Raw genomic sequence first — 21,614 nt, forward strand, 5'->3', positions numbered from 1 at the left:
GCAACGTGTTCGCGTCGTCGCAGTGCGTTGTACAGCGCACCATACGACGTCAACGCTGCAGCTCCTACGGCGTTCTGGGGCGAGGGTGAACGGATGGGTGGCTTTGCCCTGAAATGCCGCCACGCATATGCCAATTGGTCAATGTGCGGTCGCCCGCTGTCTCGACTGACGGGACGGGGACCGGTCGATATCGGGCCCATTCAAGCGATGGCCGGAATCATTCCTTCTGGCTCATTCTTTGCTGACTGCAATTCGTCATTCCGCTGCTCGCCGGATCCCTCACTCCCAGGTGCAGGAGTAGTCGCTGTAGGAGTCGGTCTGGGCCTTCCGGTCGGCGGATTGCTGCATCAGTTCGCAGTGTTCGCTCGCCACCTGCTGATAGTCCGGCCGTTCCTGGCGGGTGGCCCGCAGTGGGTGGACGAAGAGACTCGGCTCTTGGGCGGACGGGGTTCAGAGCTGGGTCCAGCTGCGGGGTTCTTCGGTGCCGGAGAGGGGTGTCCAGACCTCGGCGCGGGGACCGTGAGTTTCGAGGTCTTCAAGGATTGCGGCGCCGAGGGGGACCTGGGAGGCGAAGCGTGTGACGAGGTCGTGGTCGGCGGTCATCCGCCTCAGGTCCTCGATCCGCCTGGCGAGGGTGGGGCGCGCGGCGCCGGTGAGGATGAACAGCACGCGGGGAAAGCGCGGGTAGAAGCGTTGCCAGGCGAGCATGGCCCCCTGATCGGCGACGCTGCCGCGTCGGCCGCCGGCGGGCAGGGGGGTGTAGCTGTGGAACCGGGCGTAGGTGATCAGTTTCCGGGCCAGGCGCTCGCTGCTCATGGTGGTCCGGTCGATTTCCACGAATGCCCGGTACTGCAGCCGGTGCGGGCTGGTGACGGTGTAGTGGAAGACAGCATCGGCGATGAGCCGGTCTTCGCCGCCGGTGTCGGGGAGGCGGTGGGTGACCTCGGGAACCCAGTCCAGGGGTTCGTACTCGTCTGCGTGGGCGCGGGCGTCGGCGAGGAAGGTCAGGTGGGCGCGGACGCCGGTGAGGGTGTGGGCGGCGCGCAAGGAGGCCGCGGTGGGGCTCTGGATGGTGGTGGGGGTGCGGCCTCGCAGTTCAGGCCAGTCGGTGACCGTCTGGGCGCCGGCCGGGGTGAGGAAGTGGGCCTGCATGCCGTGCTTCGCGCCGAGGACAGTGTGGGTGATCAGGCCGTCCTTGCGCAGCGGCGCGAGGACGTTGTGGATCTTTCGGGGCGGGAGGTGGGGGGTGACCATGTGATGGAGCTGGGTTGTGGTGAGCAGGCGGTACTGGGAGATCAGGGCCAGGGTCCGGCGTGCGTGTGTGTCGCCGGTGGGGGGCTGGAGGGCGGGATCGGTCATCGGTACTGATCCTTTGCATCAGCGGGGGTGGCGGGTGTGGTGCGCTGGGTGAGGAAGGCCCGGACCTTGTGCTCCTGGGCGAGCGCGATGTCGGTGAGTTCCGAGAGGGGACGGGCGCCGGTGTTGGCGTGGGAGGCGCGATGCAGCGCACTGACCTCTTTGGGCTTGGCTAGGTCGCCGAAGACTTCTTCGAGCTCGGGCCCTCGGATACACAGGGGACCGATGCGCTCGCCGTCGACGGTGAAACTCGCGTAGTGCCACCACCGCTTCAGACCAGCAACATCGCCAGGGGTGACGGTTCCGGTCCACTGGCTGGTGATCTGCGTGATCGCCTCGACCGAGCCGGCCGTCGTGGACAGGCAGGATGCGTTCTGCAGCAGCGCCGAGCGGGTGGTGGGGGTAAGGCGGTTCATCAGCTGGGTCATGCCGTGCAGGCGGCAGCCGAACTTCCGCAGCTGCTCGGTAATCTCCGCGAGGACACTGTCGGATCCCTGGTCCAGCGAGATCAGTTCATCCAGGTAGAAGCGGAAAGAACGGCGCTTCTTCTCCGGGACGTCGCGGCGGGACAGCCCGGCGCGCAGGAAGTCGCGGACTATCAGGGAGATCAGCAGCCGGTCGGTGGGCCCGGTCCCCGGCGGGCAGATCCACACCACCTGGCCCGTGTCCATGGCACGGCGCATGTCGTAGCCGCTGACGGGGCAGCCCAGGAACGCCCGGATGACCGGGTTGGCACCCAGGCGCTCCAGCGGGTTGAGCACGGTGGGCAGCGAGTCCTTGGGAAGGTCGGAGAAACTGCTCGCCCACCAACGGCGGCCCTCATCGTCCAGGGCGGCCACGGTCAGGTTCCTGAAAACCGGGTCGGTCAGAAGCGGCCGAATCTGGAACAGCGTGGCCTGCATCTCGGGTGTACGGGCCGCAACAGCAGCCCTGTTCACGGCGACCAGCGCTTCGACCGCCTTGGTCAGAATGGTGAGCGCACGCGGCGTGCTCACGTCGTCCCATCCCAAGGCCGTCGCGAACGCCTCGACAACCGCGGCGGTCACCTCGTGCGGAGGCTGCCCGCCGGTCATGTCGATCAGGTTCCAGCAACCCAGCATGTCGCCGGGCTCGCTGACGGTGAGATCGAACAGAGCGATCCGCTTCATGATGTCCTCGTGGGCGAGGTAGCGGACCACGTGGGTGAGGGAGTCGCTGTGCGGGTCGACGAACGCGAGGCCGCGCCCGTTGTGGGCACTGGCGACGGCGTGGACCAGGGCGCGCATCGTCTTGCCCCAGCCGGCCTTGCCGGACTGGACCTCGAAGAGGGTGTCGTCCTCGTGGGTGGCCAGCAGCCGCTCCCGGCCGTCCGGGCCCCGGTACCAGCCCTGCGGCAGAAGATCCTTGCCCCTCTCGAAGGTGGGCATCTCACTCTCCAGCAACGGCACCTGCGCCTGCCGGGTGGGAGGCTTGAGGAGCCCAGCGAGCTCCTCCACGTGGGCCCAACCGCCGCGCGCGGGCCGCATCAGGCCGCTGGCCCACCGCTCGTCGAAGCGGTCCCGCCACGGCCACCGGTCAGGGCCGACATGTACCGGACCCAGGGACCAGCCCTGCGAGGAGAGGCGGGAAGCACCCGCGTACACGTCCATGGCCGCCCCGATCCGCACGAGACGCGCCTCAGCGCGTCCGGCCGCGTCGGATGTACAGCGCACCAGGATCTGCACGCGCACCAAGCCGGGGGTGTGCGCGAGCTTGCCGAGGACCGTCTCGCGTTCGAGGCGGCGAGGCTGGGGAGACATGACCATCTGACCGCGGCGGGTCCCGCGCCACTCGGCCGGATCCAGGAGCCGGCTCAGGGCGACGGGCGCACTGTCGGTGGAGTCCTGGCTGATCCAGCGAGCTTCGCGCCGTGCCTCACGGCGCGCTTCGTTGCGGGCCTGCTGCATGGCATGGAAGCGGTGTGCGGCGAGCTGCCAGCGGGAAGCGGGGGACAGGTCGACGCACACTTCGGCGAGATCGCCGAGGTCGGCGTTCAGATCGGCGACGGCGTCGATCAGCGGTTGCAGCGGATCCGGGTCCAACGGCACGTCCCGCAGCCTGGATCCGGGCTTCCCCCGCAGGGTCAGAACCGCCCGCACCGTGTGATCACGCCGCTTGTCGGCCACCGGGTCCGCCGGTTTGGCCTGGACACGGGCCCCGTAAGGGGTCTGCGTCAGCAGCGCGTACGCCGAGGCGGGGGCTTCAATTCTGTAGGCGAGGGGACGGACTCCGTCGGCCCGCAGCCGCAGCCGCAACGCTCGCGCCCTCGCGGGCGTCCACCACGGACCGGATCCCGCGGCGCGGACCAGCTGCATCCCCTGCCGCCAGATCTGCTCCGGGCTCGGGTCGAACTCGCTGGTGGGCATCAGCTCCAGGTAGGTCCGTCGCGACAGGGCTTCCGCGGCCAGGCGTTTTTGCAGGGCCTCCCATCCAGCCCAGGCGGCGGCCGCGACCAGCACCAGCCACCAGGAGTTCGCCCCCGTCCAGTCGGCGACGGCCCCGAGGGCGGTGAAGAACTCGGCTCCGATATGCAGGGCCCCGGCCGTGGTCACAGGCGCTTCCATGTTCCATCTCCGTTCTGGGTGAAGCGGACGGTCGCGGGCCGGCCGTCGAGGAAGGTTCCGGCCGGGTCGGCCCCGGCCCACACCAGCCGCACCACCACCCGCTCCACCTCCTGCCGGACGGCGTCCGCAGGAGCACCGGTTGGGGGCGGGGTGTCGCGGCGCGCGGTCGCGGCCTGGATGCGGACCTGCGCGTAGCCGGCGGTCTCGGCCAGCCACGCGGTGCGGGCGAGAGCGAGAACCTGTTGCTCGGAGCCGGGGGACAGGTCCGGGGTGCTGGCCTGGTCCAGGGCGTGCTGGATGAGCGGGTCGGCGGCTGGTCCCGAATCGGGCGGCGGGAGTTCCGCCGGTCCGGACGGTGAGGGCTGCAGTGCGTTGCGGCCGCTTGCGGACAGTGCGGGAGTCCTGCCGGACGGGGATTGAAGGACCTGTGGTTGGGGGGAGGACCGTACCGGCCCAGTCGGCTGGCTTTGGGGCGTGGAAGCCAGCTGCGGTGTGGTGGGTTCGGTCTGCGAGGAGCGGGCCGGTCGGGGTCGCTGGCCCTCCATGGTTGCCGAGGAGCTTTTGCCGCCGAGCCCGGTGAGGACGAGGAAGGTTCCGGCCGCGGTGAGCAGCGCGGCGGCTGTGACAAGCCGGGCCCCCGACCAACGGGTACGGGGGCTGTGCGCAGGGGCCGGTGCCCGAGCAGCCATGATGAGGCCTTTCGTGGAGGAGGACTTGGGTCTGCCCCTACGAAACGACGCAGCCCTCACCGGTCTGCTCACCACGGTGACCCCTGCGGCATCACGGATGGGAAACGGCTTCTTCCGGGACTCACCAGCCGGTTCACGAAGACCTCCCCACCGCAGGTCAACAGCCCAAGACGTGGTGGTTTGGACGGCGAAGGCAGGCAGTCCGCCGCCGCTCCAGCGGGAGGTCCTCAGAGCAGCCTCGCCCCTCCTGCGTAGTCGGGCATGGCCGTGACGGGGTCGATGCTGACCACCCTGCCTGGGCGGGGTGCGTTGATCATTTTTCCGTCGCCGAGGTAGATCCCGACATGGTGGATGGTGGAGTCGGCGGTGGGGCTGTAGCCGTAGAAGACGAGGTCACCGGGCTGGAGCGCGCCGTACCCGGCGGCGGCGGGGATGCGCTGTCCTCTGCTGGCCTGCTCGGCTGCCGTACGGGGCAGGGTGATGCCGATCTGTGCGTAGGCGTACTGGGTGAGTCCGGAGCAGTCGAAGCCGTTGACGGTGCGGCCGTCCTGGCCGCGAGGTGAGCAGCAGGACCCGGTGCTGGGTCCGCCAGGTCCGCCGCCGCCCCAGGAGTAGGGGACACCCTGCTGCGCGAGGGCTGCCGCGATGAGGGTTCCGGCGTTCCCCGAAGGGACGGCGGACGCGTTGCCCAGGGCGTCGTAGCGGTCGATGCCCGTCAGGACGTCGTCGACGTAGGCCTGGGAGGCGTTGTAGGCGTAGATCGCGGTGCGTAGTTGCTGGCGGTCGGTGAGGTTGCGGCCGTTCCCGCACAGGTAGACGGCTGCTGAGGCCGCGGCGTCGTCGGCGTTGTGAGGGGAGAGGGTGCCGTCGCCGTTGCTGTCCACCGCGTTCGCGACGAAGGTGGCGGGCAGGAACTGGAACGGGCCGACCGCGCGCTCGAATGCAGTATCGCCGTCCCAGCGGCCGCCGTCGGTGTCCCGGACCGGAGTGGTGTTGCCGCCGGCTCCGGATCCGTCCAGGCGGGGGCCGATGATCGGCGGGGTGATGTCTCCCCCGGGGGTGATCTGGTGGCCTTGGGCGTGGTCGGACTCCACCCGGGCGATCCCGGCGAGGACCTGCCAGCGCATTCCCTGGCATCCGGGGACGTGGGCGGTGACTTGGGCGGCGCCGGTGATGTAGGCGGTGAGCATCCGCTGCGGGATGCCGGCTGCGGCGGCGCTGGCCGGGCCGCCTTGCCCGGCTGCGGCCTGACCCGCTACGGCGGCGAGCAGGACCGGGGTGGTGCAGCAGGCGGCGGCCACCAGCAGGAGTACGCCCAGGCAGCCCAGCTTCGTCCATCGCCTCACAGCTCGCCGCCTTCGCGGCGCCGGCGTTGGGCAGCGCGGGCCTCAAAGATCGCCCGCAGCCGCGCAGCGTTCGCCTCCGCCACGGGGTCCGTGCTGCCTGCGGATCGCGGTCCGGTACCGGTCCCAGGTGTTGCGGGTGCCCCGGTACGGCCGGGCGGTGGCCCGGGGCTGGTGATGTGCGAGGGCGCTGCGGGAGGAGCGGCGGCTTCTGGCCCGGTGGGCGGGACAGGTCCGCTCGGGCGGCTGCCCGGATTGAGCGGGGCGGAGTGGGTCGTAGCCGGGCGGGGGGTACGGCTGGCGGCGGTGATCGGGGCGGTGTGGATGACGGCGGCGACGGCGGTATCACGGATAGTGCCGGCGGGGTCGTTGACCTGCCAGGCGGTGGCCAGGCGTTGCCCGGCGTGGTCCACGCCGTTGCGCACCGTCCGGCCTCCCGTCCACATGAAGGTGTCGTCGCCGAGGTGGTTGCGGGTCACGCGGAGCTGGGTCAGAGCGTCCTCGGTGAACTCGCTCGTGGTCCTCCTGGCCGCGTGGAGAGTCCGGGGCAGACCGATGGTGGACCGGTAGGCGACGGCGCCGGTCCGGTGGGCGATGCGGTAGCCGCGTAGCCGCGAGGCCCGCTGATGGATACGGGCGGCCAGCAGGGGCCGGTGGAACGCGGGGTCGTGCAGAACCTCCCCGGACTGCTTGTCGACCTGCATCTCGCCCGCCGGATCCGGCCTGCCGCTGGCGACCTGGTGGAGCGCGGCTGCTGCGGGATGGCGGCCGGGTGGAGGACCGACGAGGAGCGAGTGTGCGCCGCGCAGGGCCATCGCGAGGGGGGCGATGCCGCGGCGTCCCTCGGCGAGCGCGTCCCCAATGAGCCGGCCGGGTGCGAACGGCATGCCTGCGGGGTCGGTGAGGGCGGCGAGACTGCCCAGCTGGCGCAGCCGTGACCCGAACGCACTGTGCGCGGACGACATCCCAAGACCCATGAAACCGCCGGAGCCTGCGCTGTGACGGGGGCCGTGCACGGCGAGCGCCGCGCCGAACTCGCTGCTGTCACCGGCCAGGTGGCTGCCGCCGATCTTCGAGAACCGCATACGGGTGCTCAGGCGCGTCCCGAAACCGGCGGCCGCGGTAAGGATCCGCCGGTGCATCACCAGGAATCCGACGGCGAAGGCGTCGACCAGCAGCAGCCGTTCCACCATCTGGTCGGGACCGGCGTCGGACAGCAGGGCATCCACGGCGATCCCGAACAGGGGCAGGATCATCGCTGCCATGAAGGACACGAGGGCGGACACGATGAACACGCCCAGCCACCGCCACAGCAGCATCCGCGAGGGGCCCGGCAGCATCGCCCATACCCACGCGATCGGGCCGGCCGCGGCGGCCGCCGCGTCCGCACCCTGTGCGCCGAGCATCACCACCGACATCGACACGATCAGCAGCGCCACCACGATGACAGCGACGAGCAGTGCGATCACCGACCAGACCCGGTCCCAGGTCGGCCTCTGCGCGTACACGGCGCAGTCCTTGCCGACCGGCCCCGCCTTCTCCAGCTCCCTGATGAGCACCGTGAACTCGGCATCCCGGCCACCGTCCCCGAGCGCGCAGTACTGCTTGGCGGGACCGTCAAACGTGGCGCAGGGGTCTTGGTCTTTCCCCCTGCAGTAGTCCTTGGCCGGCGCTGCCACGTGACTGCATACGTCAGGTTTCGTCGCGTTCTCGCAGGATTCCTTGACGGGGCCGAAGACTCCGTCGCACTTCGAGGAGTCGCTGCCGCCCGGCTTCGTCTTGGGCTGGCTGCTCTTGACCCATTTCAGGTGGGCCTTGTACGCGGCGGCATCGTCCTTGTTCTTCGGGTCCAGGACACGGCCGTACTGCAGGAGCATGTAGGGCTTCACGACCAGGGCGTCCGTCAGCGCGGTCTGGATAGGCGTGGTGACCGTTTTGGCATCGACCTGCACGCTCGCGCAGGTCTGAAGGGGCTGCTCGGCGTTGTCGCAGGGACGCGCGCCGCGCGGCGGGGTGGCACCGAAGTAGGAGCCCGAGGTGATCGACGCGACTTCGATGGCGGCCTGGTGGGTCTGGGCGAGGGGGCCGTCCGCGCCGAGAATGTAATCGGGTCGGACGAAGGCGCTCGCGGCGAGGGCGGCGATGACCAGAGTCATCGCGATCTCGCCCAGGCCGGTGCCGACCTTGCCGCGCACGAAAAGGATCAGCCCGAAGACAAAGGCCCAGCCCAGCAGGAGGCCTCTGAGGCCGAGCGCATCGACGACGTGCAGCTGGTAGGCGTCGGCGAGATGCTGCGCGGGCCCGGTCAGCAGGGTCAGGAGCGGGAAGCGGAAGACGAAGCCGATGAGCCAGCAGCACAGGCCGACCATCAGGCGCACCAGAGTGAACAGCCCACCCATCACCATCTGCTGGACGTGCCCGATCACGTCGATGTTCGTGAGGCTCGAGTTAAATGCGAGCTGCGGACCGAGCGGGACACCGGGCATGAGGTCTGGAGAGGCGGGAGCCGACTCCAACTGGTAGCCACTGAGCGGCACCCCCTCACCGGTGAGGATGTCCAGGGGCCCCAGCAGACCACCACCAGCGCCGGCTGCGCTTCCATCGGCCGCAGCCGCCACCACCGTGTTCGTCACCAGGAACACGACCGTGAGCAGCGTGACGAACCCGGCCGCCCTAACCGTGCCCCGATCGAATCGGAGGCGGGCGATCACAGCCGCCGCCCAGCGCTGGACACGAGCCCGATGGCGGCCGCGATGGCGAGCGTGGAGAACAGCAGCAGGCCACTACGGCCGTCCAGCCGGGCAGGCATGATGGCGGCCCGCTGCGTCGAGCGCACCGTGTCGGTGGACTCGACGGCGGAGGAGGTGCAGTAGTCGTGAGCGGGGCCGATGATCCACCGGCAGCGATCGTCCACGGCGGCCGTAGAGGCGGAGGCTCCGCCCGGAGGGGTGGCTGGGCGGGTGTGGGGCAGGGCCCAGGCGGCGACGGTGCAGGTGAGCAGGAGCAGGGCCATGGCCGCGACGATCAGCAGCCGGACACCGTTCATCCGTGTCATCGGTTCCCCCCGAGGACCGTGGGCCGCGGGGTGCGGCCGGGCGTGGTGAAGATGGATTCCTTGAGGCGGGGCACTTGGGGGACGACGACTTTGATCCGGCCGACCTGCATGCGCGGATCGCGCAGCAGCATCTCGCCCTCGCGGCCCGGCTGGCCGACGGGGGACAGGCCGGTGGTCACCAGCCGCAGCAGCTCCTCGTCCTCGCCGTCCAGACCCAGGAAGCTCAGGCCTCTTGCCGCGCGGGCCCGGTCGGAGGTGCGGGCCAGGAACCGGTAGGCGATCAGCGCGGCGTCCTTGCCGAGCTCGGCTTCGTCGTGGCCGCCCAGGAAGCAACCGGCGCCATGCTTGCGGCCGTCGTGGAGGATCTCGCTGACCAGAGCGGATCCCTCCGCCGAGGAGGTCAGCCAGTAGCACTCGTCCACCGCGACGAGACAGAACCGCTCCGGCTGGGTGAAGGCGGCCTGACGGGCGATCGCCGCGATCAGATACAGCATCGCCCGCCCGATCAGCGCCTCCAGCGGCTGCTGGCGCAGCACCTCGACGTCCGCGAACGCCTCCTTGGGCGGCAGCGTGAGCCCGGCGGTCGTGACGACCACCAGGTCCGAACCCAAGTCCCCGTCCAGCGTGACCGGCGGCAGATCCGGGTCGAACACCATCGCGGCCAGGGGGTTGCCGCGCACAATCCGCAGCAGGTCGGCCATGGTGGCGGCCGCGTCCGCGCGCGCGGTCCCACTGCCTCGCTCGGCGAGCGAGGCGACCACGTCCAGGACCTTCCCCATCGACGGCTGCGGCCCGCCCGCGACTTCCTCCACGGCGTGGTGGAGCACGGCGCCGCCGGCGGTCATCGCTCCCACGCCGAGTTGCAGGGTCAGGTAGGACAGGGCGTAGTGGGCGCCGACCGGACCGCCGAACACGCGCAGCGGGTCGATGGAGATCTGGGCCCGGGCGGCGTCGATGACCTGGCAGCGATCACCCATCGCCGCCTGCCCGAAACTCGCCCACTCTCGGATCGGGGTCCGGTCGATGACGATCGCCCGCCCGCCCCGGTCCACCACCGCACCGGTGACCAGCTTCTCCAACACGCTCTTGCCGCTGCCCAGATCACCAACAACGGCACTGGACGCCGACGCGTTCACCTGCGGGGCATCGGCCGGATTGAGCAGGACGGGGCGGATCGTGCCGCTGTCCAGGTCGTGACCAACCATCATCCCCGCCGGATCCCCCACCCGCGACAGCGTGAACGCACCACACGCCGCCCAGTCCTCCGAGAGCTGATGCTGCGTGAACTGCGCGAGCTTCTGCGCCCGCACCGCACCCGGCACACCCAGAGCGAACAGCTCCTCCTGCATCCCGTACGGACGCACCAGCCGGTAGTCACCGCCCGCCAGGGCAGCCGACAGCTCCCGAGCCCGCGCATCACACGTCGCCGCGTCCGGCCCCCACACACTCAGGACCGTCACCGACTGCACCTCCACCTCCACCGAGGTCCGCGCCATCCGCGCATCCTGCTCGGCGAGATCACCCGCCGCCTCCGGCAACGAATGCGGCATCCCCGTCGGCTGCGCACCGTACTGCCCGGCCTGGTCCAGGAGCTCGCGCTTCTTGCGCTGGACCTGCGCACGGGCCTTCTTCGCCGACACCACCTGCAGGTCCACCACCACGTCCACCGGGAACGGCAACCCCTCCAACTGGGCCAGCACATCGGCGTGCTGGACCGATACCGCGGGCGGGAGCTCCGCGAGGACCAGATGAGCCTGGTAGCCGGTCCCGGCCTCTGATTCGACCTGCAGCCACCGCCGGCCCACGGGGGAGGACGCTCCGGCCGAGCGCCACCACGGCCTGCCGGCAGGCTTGTGCTCCTTGAGGGTTTCCTGGCCGCCCTCAGCCAGACGGATCTGTCCCAGATCGGCGTAGGCCGGGGACTGGAGTCGGCCCGCGCGGACCTGGCTGCCGTAGAGCGGACTGTTCTCGGCATCGGAAAGGAGCGGCTCCTGGTCGAGACCGCGGTGGACGGCGTGCTGGAGCATCCACACGATTTCCGCCGGCGAGGCCGGGCGCAGGCCCAGCCCGCCACCGAGCGAGGTCTGGATCCGGTCGGCTTCCGTGAACGCAGCCGCCACCTCAGCCTCCGACACCGGCACCGGTGCGAGATCCAGCGCCGCCGACAGCTCCGCGTAGAGGCCGGTGAGCGAGGCCGCCGCTGCTCCGCCCTTGCCGGGGAGGGGGACGGTGAGCCACAGGGTCCGCTCGTGCATCTCCTGCCCGGTCAGCAGATCGACGGTCGCCGCGCACGTCTCCGCCCAGGCCGGAAGGCGCTGCCAGTCCACCCCCGTCGTCATCCGCTCGGCGACCTCGCCGGGGTCGGTGGACGAAGCGAGGACGAGCAGGCGCGGTTCCATGCCCGGCATCGACCGCACCAGCGAGGTGATGCGGCCCAGCAACTCCTGATGGACTTCGGCGGGCAGATAGCCCCCCGGCAGCGGGGTCACCCGCCACACCGCCCAGACCCGGGACGACGTCGACCACAGAAGATGCCCGGCGACATGACGCAAGGGATTCCGCATCACGCCGCCCTCCCCACACCGGCCGCACCGGCAAGAAGCCGGGACAGACCTGAACCGGCGGCCGCACGATGCCCCGCGGAGAAGGCCTCCACCACAACGGACCCCGGAACAGATGCCGCTTCGGGCGCGGGCTCGATGAGGAACCGGCCCCGAAAGCAAGAGGGCTGGCGGTCACGGGCAATCCGGCCGCCGACCCGACCGGCCGGATGCCGCAGCAGCAGCGTCACCACTCCGAGCAGCGCGGTGAACGGGTTCTGCCCGGCGATCTGCGCACCGCGCACCGCCCACACCGAACCGAGCCAGAGCACGACCGGTACCGGACCCGCCCACGACCACAGCGAGTACGTCTTGATGAGCGCGAACGCGCCGCCCCCCAGAACGACAAGCTGCGCGGGCGTGTACGGGCCGAACCAGATCATCCAGTCACCGAGCTTGCCCAGCACCCACGGGTGCCGGCGCGCACTCGTGTAGACCCGCGCCACGCGCGGCTGGGTCGCCGTGCTCACAGCATCCCTCCGCCGTTGCCCGCCGAGGCAGGGGTAACCACGAGGTGCATGGACCCGGTGGTGGTGGCGGGGTGGTTGATCTCGTCGGAGAACATGCCGGCGATGGCCTCGCGGGAGTTGTAGAGGCCCAGAGCGATGATCATTGCGATCAGTGCGCCGATCCCGGCCTTCAGGGAGAAGTTGCGGATGATGGCGGCCAGGACCACCACCGTCAGCGCGACCTTGAGTCCCTTGTCGCCCCAGTCGGACAGCGTCCCGAGCAGGGAGTTACCCAGCGCATCGAGCTTGCCCGCCAGCATCACGTTGGTGGTCGAGTTCATCGGGCACCGCCCGTGACAGCCGCAGGGGAGGGGGACACCGAATTCGCGGGCGGGGGAGCGGTGATGCCGGCTTCCAACGCACTGACCTCCCACCGCCCGGCGCGGGCGGTCACCTCCAGCCGGTAGGCAAGCGGCCACCGCGCACCGGCCGGGTCCTCACCGCTCACGCGGATCCGGACACGTGCCCTGGCCCCGTCCGCGGGCACCGCCGCACCCGCCGCGACCTCGGTGTCCGCGGCTACTTCCTCGACGTCCACCCGGACGTACGGAGCGACCTTGGGCGCGGAGACCCGTAGCCCCGGCGACAGATACCGCTCCAGGCCCGCCCCCTGCCCACCGAGGTAGGCACGGACGAACTCACCCAGCGACATCGCCAACGCTCCAGTGCTCGCGACGGGGTGGGTGTACGCAGACTCGGGGGCCGCGGTCGCGTCGGGAGCGGAGACCTCGGCCGGTGTACCGCTGATGGTGACCGGGCCGCCGTTCTTCCCATCGGTTCCGGAGACCGCGAAGTACCGCACCGGCGTGGCTGCCGCGGGGTTCCCCGCCGTCGGCGAACCGGCTTGGTCGCGGCCGCCGAGCACCGCGACCACGGCCGTCCACGCTCCCTCAGGCGTGACCGCCGTGCGCACGGTGACCGCCCGAGCGCTCGTAGGCACGGACCCGTCGGTGCGGGGACGCTTCGGCAGCTCCGCCTGGGGGGCCAGCGCCCGTACGGCCGCCGCGATGCCGCTGTCGGGGGCAGCAGCGTCGGCCCGCAGCCACAGTTCAACGAACATCTCCGCCATGCCGCCCGGTTCGGCCGGAGGCCGGACGGTGTCAGAGGCGTGCGGGGCGGGTGCGGCCTGGGCCACCGTCGCCTTTGGTGCGGTCAGGGAGATGGCCAGGGCGAGGGGACCTGCCGCGAGCGCGGTCCAGATCCCAATCCGGATGAACCGGGGCCCGCGGGAGACCGGCCGTCCGGCGGGAACGGTCTCGGGGCGGGAACGGCGCAGCGACGCAACCGACGATGCGGCCGTACGCCGGACCGTACGGGCACGGCGTGGGGGAGTGGGACTCATGGTGACGCCTTCCGTGGGAGGGGCCTTGCTCTGCCCCACGAAACGGCGGCGTCCTCACCGGTTCGCTCCCCACTGCACCACCCCCGGCGTCACAGGTGGGACACGACCGAAACGGTGACTCACCACGACCTCCCCACCCCAGGTCACAGCCCTACAGGCCCGCTACTCACCAGGCGTCTGGTGACGTCGCCGGTGAAGTCGCGCACCACCTCACCAGCCCCAGAAGGGTGCCCATGCCGGTGGTGATGCGAGGAACATGGCGGCCCGCCAGTGGAAAGCCCTCCTGCGGCCATTGGCGCAGGAGGGCTTTGAGGGGGTGGCGGCCCTGGCAGGCCGACCCGAAGTATTCAGCCGGGGTACGAAGCCGGGCGGGGTCGCGAGTCTGCCGGGACGCCGAGGGATTGCTCTGAGGCGGATGACGGCTACGCGGGCTACACCGCGGGGTCGGCCTGGGGGTTTCCGTCCCTGACGTCGGTGATGAACGTGGACCAGGCGGCAGCCGGGAAGCGCAGGACTGGGCCGCGCCCGCTGGTCTTTGAGTCGCGGACGTATAGGACGCCAGAGGTGAACGCGGGCGCGACCTCCAGGCACTGGCCGCTGTCGCCGCTGCTGTAACTGGACTTGTACCAGCCGAGGGCAGCCACAGCGACCTCGGAGCCTTCGTGCTGGTGGTTGGTGCTCACGTGCGGGTTCCTTCCAGATAGGTGGTGATGAGTTCCCGGGAGGAGTCCACGGAAAGCGCGGCGTCCGCGATGCGGGTGTACATGGCTTCGAACACGTCGACTTCTGCCGGGTCCTCCAGCGTGCTGCCGCCTCGGTTGTGGTCCACGGAGACGACGGGATTCCACGGGTGGCCGAAGGTCAGAAGGGTGAAGTTCCCGCCGTTGCCGGGGTGCGGCAGCGCGGTCAGGGGCACCACGCGGATGTCGATATTGGCGGCCTCGGAGGCGTCGAGCAGGCGCGTCAGCTGGTCGCGCAGGACCGTGGGCCCTGCGACGAAGCGCTGGTGGAAGGCCGCTTCCGGAACAAGCGCCGAGTAGTGCACGGGCTTCCCGGGCCGACTGAACACTTCCTGCCGGGCCATACGCGCGGACACGAGCCGTTCGGACATCTCAAGGGACATCGGCGTGACCGACGTCGCGGCGATCTCGCGGGCATAGGCAGGGGTCTGGAGCAGGCCGCCAACCAACCCCGCATGCCAGATGCGGATGGTCTCGGCCTCAGATTCGAGGGTGATGAAGTCGATGTACTCCTGGGTCATCAGCCCCCGGTACGGCATCCACCAGCCGATGTCTGGCGGCTCTTCCGCAACCCGGGCGATCTCGACGAGGGCGGCATGGTCGTCTACGCCATACACCTTCGCCAGGGCGTAGACCTCGTCAGCGCTGACCCGCTGGAGCGCACGCTCTGTGCGGCTCAGGCGCGCGTTGTCCCAGCCCATCGCCCGTGCCGCGTCGCCCGTCTTCATTTTCGCGGCCTCGCGGTATCGGCGCAGTTGGGCGCCGACTCGCCGTCTTTTCACAGTCGGTGTCGCACGTGTCTGCGTCATGCGCGCAGTGTGGCACGACGTTGGTGTACGGCGGTACGTCATTGGCGTATCCCGGTTCGTCAGTGGTGCAAGCCGGTTCGTCAGTGACGTAACTCGGCACATGCGTACGGCAGTTCGCATCTTTTGAGATTTGCTTCACCATATTGCGCAGCGACCGTCAAAACGAGCATGCTAGCTCCTGAAGGCATCGTGACTGTGCGTCAAGTCGCGATCACTCGCGATGCACCGTTGTGCCCTCCCTGAGCGGCCTTGCCTTCCTCGCCCCCAAGGGCGAGCGCGGCCGCTCTCCTCCCGATACGAAGCAATCACGCCGAGGCCGACTATGAAGACGAGCCCGAGCACCACGACCAGCACTGACAGCCAGGGGCAGCCTCCCCACACCGCATGCCAGTTCGTCGGCGACCGCGACGTCGCCGTCGGCACGTGGGGCCCCAGCACCTTCGCCCTGCACCTCGAACCGCTCTTCCCCAGCACTCCGTACCAGGGGGTCTGGTGAGCCGGCCGCACGCGGCCAAGGCCGCCCGGCCGACACCATCTGCGCCGGCGCCGTTCATCATCGGCGACTGGGTGAAGGGGTGGAGCGTCCCTGAACCCGGCACCCGTGAGCAGCCGCAGCTGCACGAGGGCGAGGTCGTCCAGGTCGGGAGCGGATGGACTGGCGTGGACGCCGATGCCGCGTACCTGTGGGTGCGCCTGCCCGGCGGCACGGAGCGGTGTCTGGCCATACGGCAGACGACGCACACGCAGCGGCCAGCCGTATGAGCACCCCGCGATACCCGCCCACAGCTACTCCCGCCAACGGCCGAACAGGAGCACGCCATGTACGTGATGAAGCCGCTCATCGCCCCCGACCTGACGGCGGTCGACAGGCTGATCGCCGCCCGGATGGAGTTCCAGCTCGCCAAAGGCCACCTGCCGCGCGGCGAGGGGCCCGCTCTGCGCGACGCCATCACCAGAGCCGACGCGCGCGGTGATACCCCTGGTGCGCATGACGGCAGGACGGCCATCGGAATGTGGGACTGCGAGCAGCTCGTCGCCGCCTTCTTGATCCAGCACGCCGCTCCCCGGAACGGATGGACGGTCGAGGAACGCGAACAGCCCACGCTCCTTGTCTCCCATGCCCTGTCCCTGCCCGGACAGACGATCCTGGGGCGGCTCGCCACCCTGTGGCTCAGCGACTATGCCGCCCGCCAGCACCATCAGCCCCTCGTTCGCTGCGTGGTCCGCGATCAGGCCCTGGCCTGGCGACTCGTCCGTACCTGCGGATGGCTCCACGTCCGTGAAGTCACCGGCCTCCACGGCACCCTCCACCTGATGCAGCGTTCCCCCGAGCGGGTCGAACGCCTTGAGGTCGTCCTCTCCAGCCACGGCGTGCCCGACCTGGGACCCGAGCCGGTGCAGACGCTGCACCGCTGACCGCCCCACCGCCATCAGCTCCACCTGAATCCGGAGGACCGTCTCTATGCCCGAGACCGACTACTTCAGCAATCCGCCGCCCCGCCGGTTCGGCTCCCTGGCCCTCCTGCAAGAGCCCGAAGGCCGCTTCGTGGTGATTCAACGCAGCTACTGGACCGAGGTCTCCCGATGGGGGCTTCCCGGAGGGTCAGCCGCCCCGAACGAACTTCCGCGGCGTGCCATGTGCCGCAACATCGCGGAGAAGCTCGGCATGCGGGTCACCGCCGGCCACCTCCTCGCCATCGACCACTCGACGGCCTGGCCCGGCAAACACGTCGAGGGCGTGAACTTCGTCTACCACGTCCAGGTGGACGAGATCCCCGCGGACGTCCAACTGGCCCACGGCTACACCGAGCTCCGCTGGGTGACACCCGACGAGGCCGAAACCCTCCTGATCGACCACGAACTGCTCCGTGTCCGCCAGTGCCTGAAGGCCCTGGGATCCGGCTCCTTCAGCACTGAGCTGCTGATGGGCAACCCGATGATCTGAGGAGAGACCATGTTCCTGCCGTACTCCGTAATCGACTCGCTGACGCCCGCCCAGGTCGACGTATGGAAGTCCCACTACGAAGGTGAACGCGGCGGCGAGCGCCGCCCGGCGATCGAGGAAGGTATCTGGCGGCGGACCCAGGAACCGGCCAACGCCGAACAGTCCGGCTGGAGCCAGGACGACCACGGCCGGCGGCGCGTCGTGCACTACCGCCTCCACTACGGCCTGGACCGGACCCAGCCCGTCGAACGCCTCACGCTGAACGAGATGTACCTCTACGTGTCGATGCTCGCCCCGGCGCACGAGATCGACGCCTACCGCGAGAACATCGCCGCCTGGCTGGAGGCTGGCCGATGGCGGTCCCTCAGCACCGGCATGTTCCGGCGTGGGGACCTCCAGGTGACCCTCACCGAGCATGCAGTCCATCCGCAGGACGAGCGTGCCGACCGGCCGACCCCCGACGGCTTCACGTCCCTCGACATCGCGATCACCTCCGAGGACTACAAGATCGAGCGGGCGGTGCGGAATCTGCCGTGGGACGTCCTTGCCGGGGGCATGCGAGTCAAGGAGCAGCGCGGCACCCCGGCCTACGCCGAGGATTTGCGCGGCATCCTGGAGCACCTGCCCTTCGCGGTGGAGGCCGGCTGCGGCACCAGTATCGAGGCGGGTGTCCCGCCGCTGCACTACCTCCACGAGGTCTACCGAGTCACCGCCCGGCAGGGCAACGACCTCACCCAGGGCTACGCCTTCACGCTCTCCCCCCAGTCGGACACGCTGGTAAAGGAGGTACTCACCGACACCGAGCACAAGGTCGACGACATGGTGTCGATGTTCCGGGCCGTGTTCGTGTCCGAGCCCACCTCAGCGCACCGGGCGCTCAAAGCCCTGCACGACGCCAAGTACATGGTCGGGTCCGTGGCCACGCACAACTTCGACGGCCTCTTCGACCGGGTGGGCCTGGCGGAGACGTTCATGCGCCGCTACGACCAGCGCATCCCGCACTTCCCCTTCGACCCGGCCGCGAAATCCCTGCTCGTGATTGGCCTGCATGCCGATCGCCGGGAGGTCCAGCGCCGGGCCCGCGAGCGCGGCATGAAGATCTTCTTCCTGGACACAGAGGGCGTCACCGAGAACGGCCAGTACAAGCCGTACCCGCTCGAAGGCGCCCGGGAGGGTGACGTCGTCGTCCGCCAGGCCGCCATCCCGGCACTCGCCGCACTGTGCGAACTCCTGGGCGTCACAGCCTGAGTACCCGTTCAGCCCGCGGGTGTGCTCCGCCCGCAGCGATAGCGTCGTGGGGCGCACCCAGCGTGTGCCCCACGAACCCCAAGTGACAGGAACAGCAATGCGCGTATCCGTGATCGGCTGCGGCCACCTCGGTATCCCCCACGCCGCAGCCATGGCGGAGATCGGCCACGAGGTCATCGGTGTCGACACCGACCAGACAAAGGTGGACCGACTCAACGCCGGCGAGTGCCCCATCTACGAAGCCGGGCTGCCCGAACTACTCGCCAAGCACACCGCCAGCGGACGCCTGCGGTTCACCACCAGCACCCAGGAGGCAGCCGAGGTGGCCGAGCTCCACTTCCTCGGCGTGGGAACCCCCATCGACTCCGACGGCCGTTCCTACGACACCGGCCAAGTCTTCGGCGCCGTCCGCCAGCTCGCCCGCCACCTGACCCGCCCCTGCACCATCGTCGGCAAGTCCACCGTCACCGTCGGCACCACCCGCCAGCTCACCGAACTCGTCCAGCGCCTGGCCCCAGCCGGCGAACAGGTCGACGTCGTGTGGAACCCGGAGTTCCTGCGTGAAGGCCACGCAGTCCAGGACAGCCTTCGACCCGACCGGATCGTCGCCGGGCTGACCACCACCGCGGCAGAGAAAGCCATCCGGGACGTGTATGCCCCGATCCTCGAAGCCACCGGCATTCCGCTGTTCATCACCGACCCGCAGACTGCCGAACTCGCCAAGGGCGCCGCGAACACCTTCCTCGGGCTGAAGATCTCCTACATCAACGCCGTCGCGGACATGTGTGACGCGGCAGGCGGCGACATCTCCCAGATCGTGGAGATCCTCGGAGTCGACACCCGCATCGGCCCCGGCAGCATGTCCCCTGGAATCGGCTACGGAGGCGGCTGCCTCCCCAAGGACATCCGTGCCTTCACCGCCTCCGCCCGCCAGCTCGGCGCCGACGGAGCCGCGACACTCCTGCGCGCGGCCGAGGAGATCAACGAGTCCCGGACCTCCGTGGCGCTGCGCCTGGTGACCCAGGCTCTCGGCCGGCCCGTCGGCGGCGCCGCGATCACGGTGTGGGGCGCGGCGTTCAAGCCAGGCACGAACGACGTCCGCGAATCACCCGCCCTCGCCCTCGCGCAGGCACTTCAGAAGGCCGGAGCCTCGGTGACCGTTCACGACCCCCAGGCCGTCGCAACCGCCATGCAGCGCAGCCCCGAGCTCGAATACACCGACGACCTGACGAAGTCCGTCGAAGGTGCCCACGCGGTGGTGCTTGCCACCGAGTGGCCTCAGTACCGGCAGGCCGACCCAGCCACGCTCACCGGCCGCACCGCCCGAGCGCTGATGGTCGATTGCCGCACCACCCTCGATGCCGCCCTGTGGCGTACGGCCGGCTGGACCGTGCACCAGCTGGGGCGGCCCGAGATGTAGACCCGGGACCGCAGACAGGAAGCGGCCCGGCAACCGATCTGATCCGAAGGAGAACCTCGTGGAAGACCTGCTCGAAAGCGGCAAAATGTTCGACGTCGTGGACGCACTGTCCGGTGTCTGCTCGTCCGCCAACATGGACCTGCCCCATCAGGAACTCCTGGCCCTGCAGATCGCCAAGCCGGCCGAGGAAGCGGGTGAGGCCATGCACGCCTTCCAGGGCCTCAAGGGCCTCATGCCGCACTGTGCCGACGTCTGCGAGACCAGGGACGAGCACTCCTGGAACGGTGTCAGCAACGACTGCACGGGTGCCTTCTTCGCCGCCCTGATTGCGCTCAAGTACATCAACCCCGACGGCTGGCGCCAGACCCTCATCCAGGGCGTGCGCCACAAGCTCGCCGAGATCAACAGCCCGCTGGCCGACACCCTCACCGGACAGACACAGCTCCTCGAAGCGGCCCACGAACTGGCCACCGCCTACACCGCGACCGCCAAGGAGGTCCAACCCGACGAACTGCCGCTCCTCGCGGTCGCCAACCTCGCCCGGGAAGCCGGGGAAGCCATCCACGCACTCCACGGAATCAAGGGACTGCTCACCTGCGACGAGGAATGCGGCCCCGAAATCCACTCCTGGAACGGTGTACAACACCACCTCGTCGGAGCGTGCCTGACCGCCCTGATCGCGCTGGACTGCATCGACCCCGAAGGCTGGCGCGACACCTTCGTGGAGATCTCCTTCCGCCGCAGCCGCCGCGGCCGCGAAATCCTGGCGGCGTAGCCGCCCCAACACTCCAGAGCGATTCCGCGACGTGGACGAGGGATTCTGGGCGGGGCGCCCGTCCAGAATCCGAGTCGTAGCCCAGAGCGCCCGCCACAGTGGCTCGTGGCGGGCGCTCCGTATGTGCCGTTTCGGCATGCTGCGATTCAAGGTGGCCCCGCCCCTGCGGCGGTCGCGAATCAGAGGTCGCAGAGCTCCTCGGCAGGCGACTGCAGCAGGTGCTGGGCGATCGTTCGGGCCACGGTCCGTGCGGGTTCATTGAGTTCGGCCAGGATCGCTTCAGGTTCTTCGGAGGAGTTGATGCGCAGTGCGTACAGGCACGCCTGGGTGTTGATGACCTCTGGGAGGTTCGTGTGCTTGGCCTCCTCCCGGCCCCAGTCGTACAGGCCGGTCGGGGAACCGTTGGCTGCCGGGCGGGGCCGGCCCAGGAGGCCGGCGAGGTAATGGTGATCGCTGTCCGTGGCACTGCCCGTGCGGGGACGTTCCTGACGGGGCTGGAGGTACGAGCTGAGGTCGTGCTCCGGCCATCCGTTCTCGCGGTAGTACAGCGTGATCACCCGGGTGATCTGCGACAGGGTGTCGATGGCGTCGCCCAGGCGGTACAGCACCATCCGGGGGACGTTGAAGGGATTGCCGTCCTTGGCGTAGCGCATCGCCTCCGCCAGGTCCCGGACGGCTTCGCAGGCGCTCGCATCGATTCCCGAAACCAGGCCCGTCGGCATTTCCGCTGTGTCCATGCCCGGAGGTTAGGCCGGTCAGCCCAGTTGAGCCCGCGTGCTGTCTCAAGGGCACGGTGTTGGACGCCGCGAATCACCCAGCTGGCGGTCCGAAGGCGGGATCCGAATCCCATCGAGGCCCAAGACCTCGGTGATGCGCGCCCCAGGTCGGTGGTGATGGTGGCGAGGGTGGGTCAGTGCCGGGTGCCATCCTGATGATGCCCGGCGGCCGCTTACTGATGCTGCACCGGGTGGAAGAGCCCGAGCGAAGGAGCACCGTGGAGAACGTCAGGATCGTGTGGCAGCAGGACGGTCGGGAGCGCGAGTCTGCCGTCTCGTACAGTCCGGCCGCAGCTGAGGACTACGCAGTCTTCAAGAAGGAGGAGGACGGCGTCAGCGACGTCCGGATCGTCCCCGTGAAGCCGTAGCCCCACCAGATTGGGGCTGCAGGGTAGTGCCGCCGGTGCAGACTGCCGTGGGCGTGT

The 21,614-nt window shown here is 69.7% G+C and carries 21 protein-coding genes; 8 read left to right on the plus strand and 13 right to left on the minus strand.

What is annotated here, in order from left to right:
• Positions 1 to 450: 450 nt before the first annotated feature.
• From AC3IYJ_RS42820 to AC3IYJ_RS42875, 12 genes are all read right to left on the minus strand, one after another.
• Entirely contained in the window at positions 451 to 1,359 is a 909-nt protein-coding gene (locus AC3IYJ_RS42820; RefSeq protein ID WP_489403638.1) for a replication-relaxation family protein, read from the minus strand.
• Entirely contained in the window at positions 1,356 to 3,938 is a 2,583-nt protein-coding gene (locus tag AC3IYJ_RS42825; RefSeq protein WP_489403639.1) for a type IV secretory system conjugative DNA transfer family protein, read from the minus strand. Before AC3IYJ_RS42825 ends, AC3IYJ_RS42820 begins: the two co-directional genes overlap by 4 nt.
• Complete coding sequence (locus AC3IYJ_RS42830) at positions 3,923 to 4,627, minus strand: hypothetical protein (protein ID WP_489403640.1); 705 nt, start codon at positions 4,625 to 4,627, stop codon at positions 3,923 to 3,925. Before AC3IYJ_RS42830 ends, AC3IYJ_RS42825 begins: the two co-directional genes overlap by 16 nt.
• A 227-nt stretch (positions 4,628 to 4,854) precedes the next feature.
• Positions 4,855 to 5,973: a C40 family peptidase gene (locus AC3IYJ_RS42835; RefSeq protein WP_489403641.1), complete on the minus strand. Its 1,119-nt coding sequence runs from the start codon at positions 5,971 to 5,973 to the stop codon at positions 4,855 to 4,857.
• Positions 5,970 to 8,681, minus strand: a complete 2,712-nt coding sequence (locus AC3IYJ_RS42840) for a hypothetical protein (RefSeq protein WP_489403642.1) — start codon at positions 8,679 to 8,681, stop codon at positions 5,970 to 5,972. The genes AC3IYJ_RS42835 and AC3IYJ_RS42840 overlap by 4 nt, the downstream gene beginning before the upstream one ends.
• Complete coding sequence (locus AC3IYJ_RS42845; RefSeq protein WP_489403643.1) at positions 8,678 to 9,025, minus strand: hypothetical protein; 348 nt, start codon at positions 9,023 to 9,025, stop codon at positions 8,678 to 8,680. Before AC3IYJ_RS42845 ends, AC3IYJ_RS42840 begins: the two co-directional genes overlap by 4 nt.
• On the minus strand, positions 9,022 to 11,589 hold the full coding sequence (locus AC3IYJ_RS42850) for an ATP-binding protein (protein WP_489403644.1): 2,568 nt from the start codon (positions 11,587 to 11,589) through the stop codon (positions 9,022 to 9,024). The genes AC3IYJ_RS42845 and AC3IYJ_RS42850 overlap by 4 nt, the downstream gene beginning before the upstream one ends.
• Entirely contained in the window at positions 11,589 to 12,095 is a 507-nt protein-coding gene (locus tag AC3IYJ_RS42855) for a hypothetical protein (protein ID WP_489403645.1), read from the minus strand. The genes AC3IYJ_RS42850 and AC3IYJ_RS42855 overlap by 1 nt, the downstream gene beginning before the upstream one ends.
• A complete protein-coding gene (locus AC3IYJ_RS42860; protein ID WP_489403646.1) occupies positions 12,092 to 12,415 on the minus strand; it encodes a hypothetical protein in 324 nt (107 codons plus the stop codon). Before AC3IYJ_RS42860 ends, AC3IYJ_RS42855 begins: the two co-directional genes overlap by 4 nt.
• Complete coding sequence (locus tag AC3IYJ_RS42865; RefSeq protein WP_489403647.1) at positions 12,412 to 13,476, minus strand: conjugal transfer protein; 1,065 nt, start codon at positions 13,474 to 13,476, stop codon at positions 12,412 to 12,414. The genes AC3IYJ_RS42860 and AC3IYJ_RS42865 overlap by 4 nt, the downstream gene beginning before the upstream one ends.
• Positions 13,477 to 13,907: 431 nt before the next feature.
• A complete protein-coding gene (locus tag AC3IYJ_RS42870; RefSeq protein ID WP_489403648.1) occupies positions 13,908 to 14,159 on the minus strand; it encodes a DUF397 domain-containing protein in 252 nt (83 codons plus the stop codon).
• Positions 14,156 to 15,025, minus strand: a complete 870-nt coding sequence (locus tag AC3IYJ_RS42875) for a helix-turn-helix domain-containing protein (protein WP_489403649.1) — start codon at positions 15,023 to 15,025, stop codon at positions 14,156 to 14,158. The genes AC3IYJ_RS42870 and AC3IYJ_RS42875 overlap by 4 nt, the downstream gene beginning before the upstream one ends.
• A gap of 322 nt (positions 15,026 to 15,347) precedes the next feature.
• Here AC3IYJ_RS42875 and AC3IYJ_RS42880 point away from each other — a divergent pair, with 322 nt between their 5' ends.
• The 7 genes from AC3IYJ_RS42880 (at position 15,348) to AC3IYJ_RS42910 (ending at position 20,413) form a co-directional block, all read left to right on the plus strand.
• Entirely contained in the window at positions 15,348 to 15,521 is a 174-nt protein-coding gene (locus AC3IYJ_RS42880; RefSeq protein WP_489403650.1) for a hypothetical protein, read from the plus strand.
• Complete coding sequence (locus tag AC3IYJ_RS42885) at positions 15,518 to 15,787, plus strand: hypothetical protein (protein WP_489403651.1); 270 nt, start codon at positions 15,518 to 15,520, stop codon at positions 15,785 to 15,787. The genes AC3IYJ_RS42880 and AC3IYJ_RS42885 overlap by 4 nt, the downstream gene beginning before the upstream one ends.
• A gap of 57 nt (positions 15,788 to 15,844) precedes the next feature.
• Positions 15,845 to 16,441, plus strand: coding sequence for a hypothetical protein (locus AC3IYJ_RS42890; protein ID WP_489403652.1), 597 nt, complete (start codon positions 15,845 to 15,847; stop codon positions 16,439 to 16,441).
• 46 nt (positions 16,442 to 16,487) lie between these two features.
• Positions 16,488 to 16,970, plus strand: a complete 483-nt coding sequence (locus tag AC3IYJ_RS42895) for an NUDIX domain-containing protein (protein ID WP_489403653.1) — start codon at positions 16,488 to 16,490, stop codon at positions 16,968 to 16,970.
• Positions 16,971 to 16,979: 9 nt separating this feature from the next.
• Complete coding sequence (locus AC3IYJ_RS42900) at positions 16,980 to 18,218, plus strand: hypothetical protein (protein ID WP_489403654.1); 1,239 nt, start codon at positions 16,980 to 16,982, stop codon at positions 18,216 to 18,218.
• Positions 18,219 to 18,315: 97 nt separating this feature from the next.
• Positions 18,316 to 19,638 carry a UDP-glucose dehydrogenase family protein gene (locus AC3IYJ_RS42905; RefSeq protein ID WP_489403655.1) on the plus strand — a complete coding sequence of 441 codons (1,323 nt, stop codon included), beginning with the start codon at positions 18,316 to 18,318 and terminating at the stop codon, positions 19,636 to 19,638.
• A gap of 58 nt (positions 19,639 to 19,696) precedes the next feature.
• Complete coding sequence (locus tag AC3IYJ_RS42910; RefSeq protein WP_489403656.1) at positions 19,697 to 20,413, plus strand: nucleoside triphosphate pyrophosphohydrolase family protein; 717 nt, start codon at positions 19,697 to 19,699, stop codon at positions 20,411 to 20,413.
• A 179-nt stretch (positions 20,414 to 20,592) separates the two neighbouring features.
• Here the strand turns inward: AC3IYJ_RS42910 and AC3IYJ_RS42915 are convergent, their stop codons facing one another.
• A complete protein-coding gene (locus tag AC3IYJ_RS42915) occupies positions 20,593 to 21,150 on the minus strand; it encodes a hypothetical protein (protein WP_489403657.1) in 558 nt (185 codons plus the stop codon).
• Between the two features lie 230 nt (positions 21,151 to 21,380).
• Here AC3IYJ_RS42915 and AC3IYJ_RS42920 point away from each other — a divergent pair, with 230 nt between their 5' ends.
• Positions 21,381 to 21,557, plus strand: coding sequence for a hypothetical protein (locus AC3IYJ_RS42920; RefSeq protein WP_489403658.1), 177 nt, complete (start codon positions 21,381 to 21,383; stop codon positions 21,555 to 21,557).
• The last annotated feature ends 57 nt before the right edge of the window (positions 21,558 to 21,614 follow it).

This window comes from Streptomyces sp. GL_140 (assembly GCF_057834465.1).

What these genes read in the sequence shown, in the direction of transcription:
- AC3IYJ_RS42820 (WP_489403638.1), bottom strand. Translation starts at nt 1,359, where the DNA reads ATGACCGATCCCGCCCTCCAGCCCCCCACCGGCGACACACACGCACGC.
- AC3IYJ_RS42825 (WP_489403639.1), bottom strand. Translation starts at nt 3,938, where the DNA reads ATGGAAGCGCCTGTGACCACGGCCGGGGCCCTGCATATCGGAGCCGAG.
- AC3IYJ_RS42830 (WP_489403640.1), bottom strand. Translation starts at nt 4,627, where the DNA reads ATGGCTGCTCGGGCACCGGCCCCTGCGCACAGCCCCCGTACCCGTTGG.
- AC3IYJ_RS42845 (WP_489403643.1), bottom strand. Translation starts at nt 9,025, where the DNA reads ATGACACGGATGAACGGTGTCCGGCTGCTGATCGTCGCGGCCATGGCC.
- AC3IYJ_RS42850 (WP_489403644.1), bottom strand. Translation starts at nt 11,589, where the DNA reads ATGCGGAATCCCTTGCGTCATGTCGCCGGGCATCTTCTGTGGTCGACG.
- AC3IYJ_RS42860 (WP_489403646.1), bottom strand. Translation starts at nt 12,415, where the DNA reads ATGAACTCGACCACCAACGTGATGCTGGCGGGCAAGCTCGATGCGCTG.
- AC3IYJ_RS42865 (WP_489403647.1), bottom strand. Translation starts at nt 13,476, where the DNA reads ATGAGTCCCACTCCCCCACGCCGTGCCCGTACGGTCCGGCGTACGGCC.
- AC3IYJ_RS42875 (WP_489403649.1), bottom strand. Translation starts at nt 15,025, where the DNA reads ATGACGCAGACACGTGCGACACCGACTGTGAAAAGACGGCGAGTCGGC.
- AC3IYJ_RS42880 (WP_489403650.1), top strand. Translation starts at nt 15,348, where the DNA reads ATGAAGACGAGCCCGAGCACCACGACCAGCACTGACAGCCAGGGGCAG.
- AC3IYJ_RS42890 (WP_489403652.1), top strand. Translation starts at nt 15,845, where the DNA reads ATGTACGTGATGAAGCCGCTCATCGCCCCCGACCTGACGGCGGTCGAC.
- AC3IYJ_RS42895 (WP_489403653.1), top strand. Translation starts at nt 16,488, where the DNA reads ATGCCCGAGACCGACTACTTCAGCAATCCGCCGCCCCGCCGGTTCGGC.
- AC3IYJ_RS42900 (WP_489403654.1), top strand. Translation starts at nt 16,980, where the DNA reads ATGTTCCTGCCGTACTCCGTAATCGACTCGCTGACGCCCGCCCAGGTC.
- AC3IYJ_RS42905 (WP_489403655.1), top strand. Translation starts at nt 18,316, where the DNA reads ATGCGCGTATCCGTGATCGGCTGCGGCCACCTCGGTATCCCCCACGCC.
- AC3IYJ_RS42915 (WP_489403657.1), bottom strand. Translation starts at nt 21,150, where the DNA reads ATGGACACAGCGGAAATGCCGACGGGCCTGGTTTCGGGAATCGATGCG.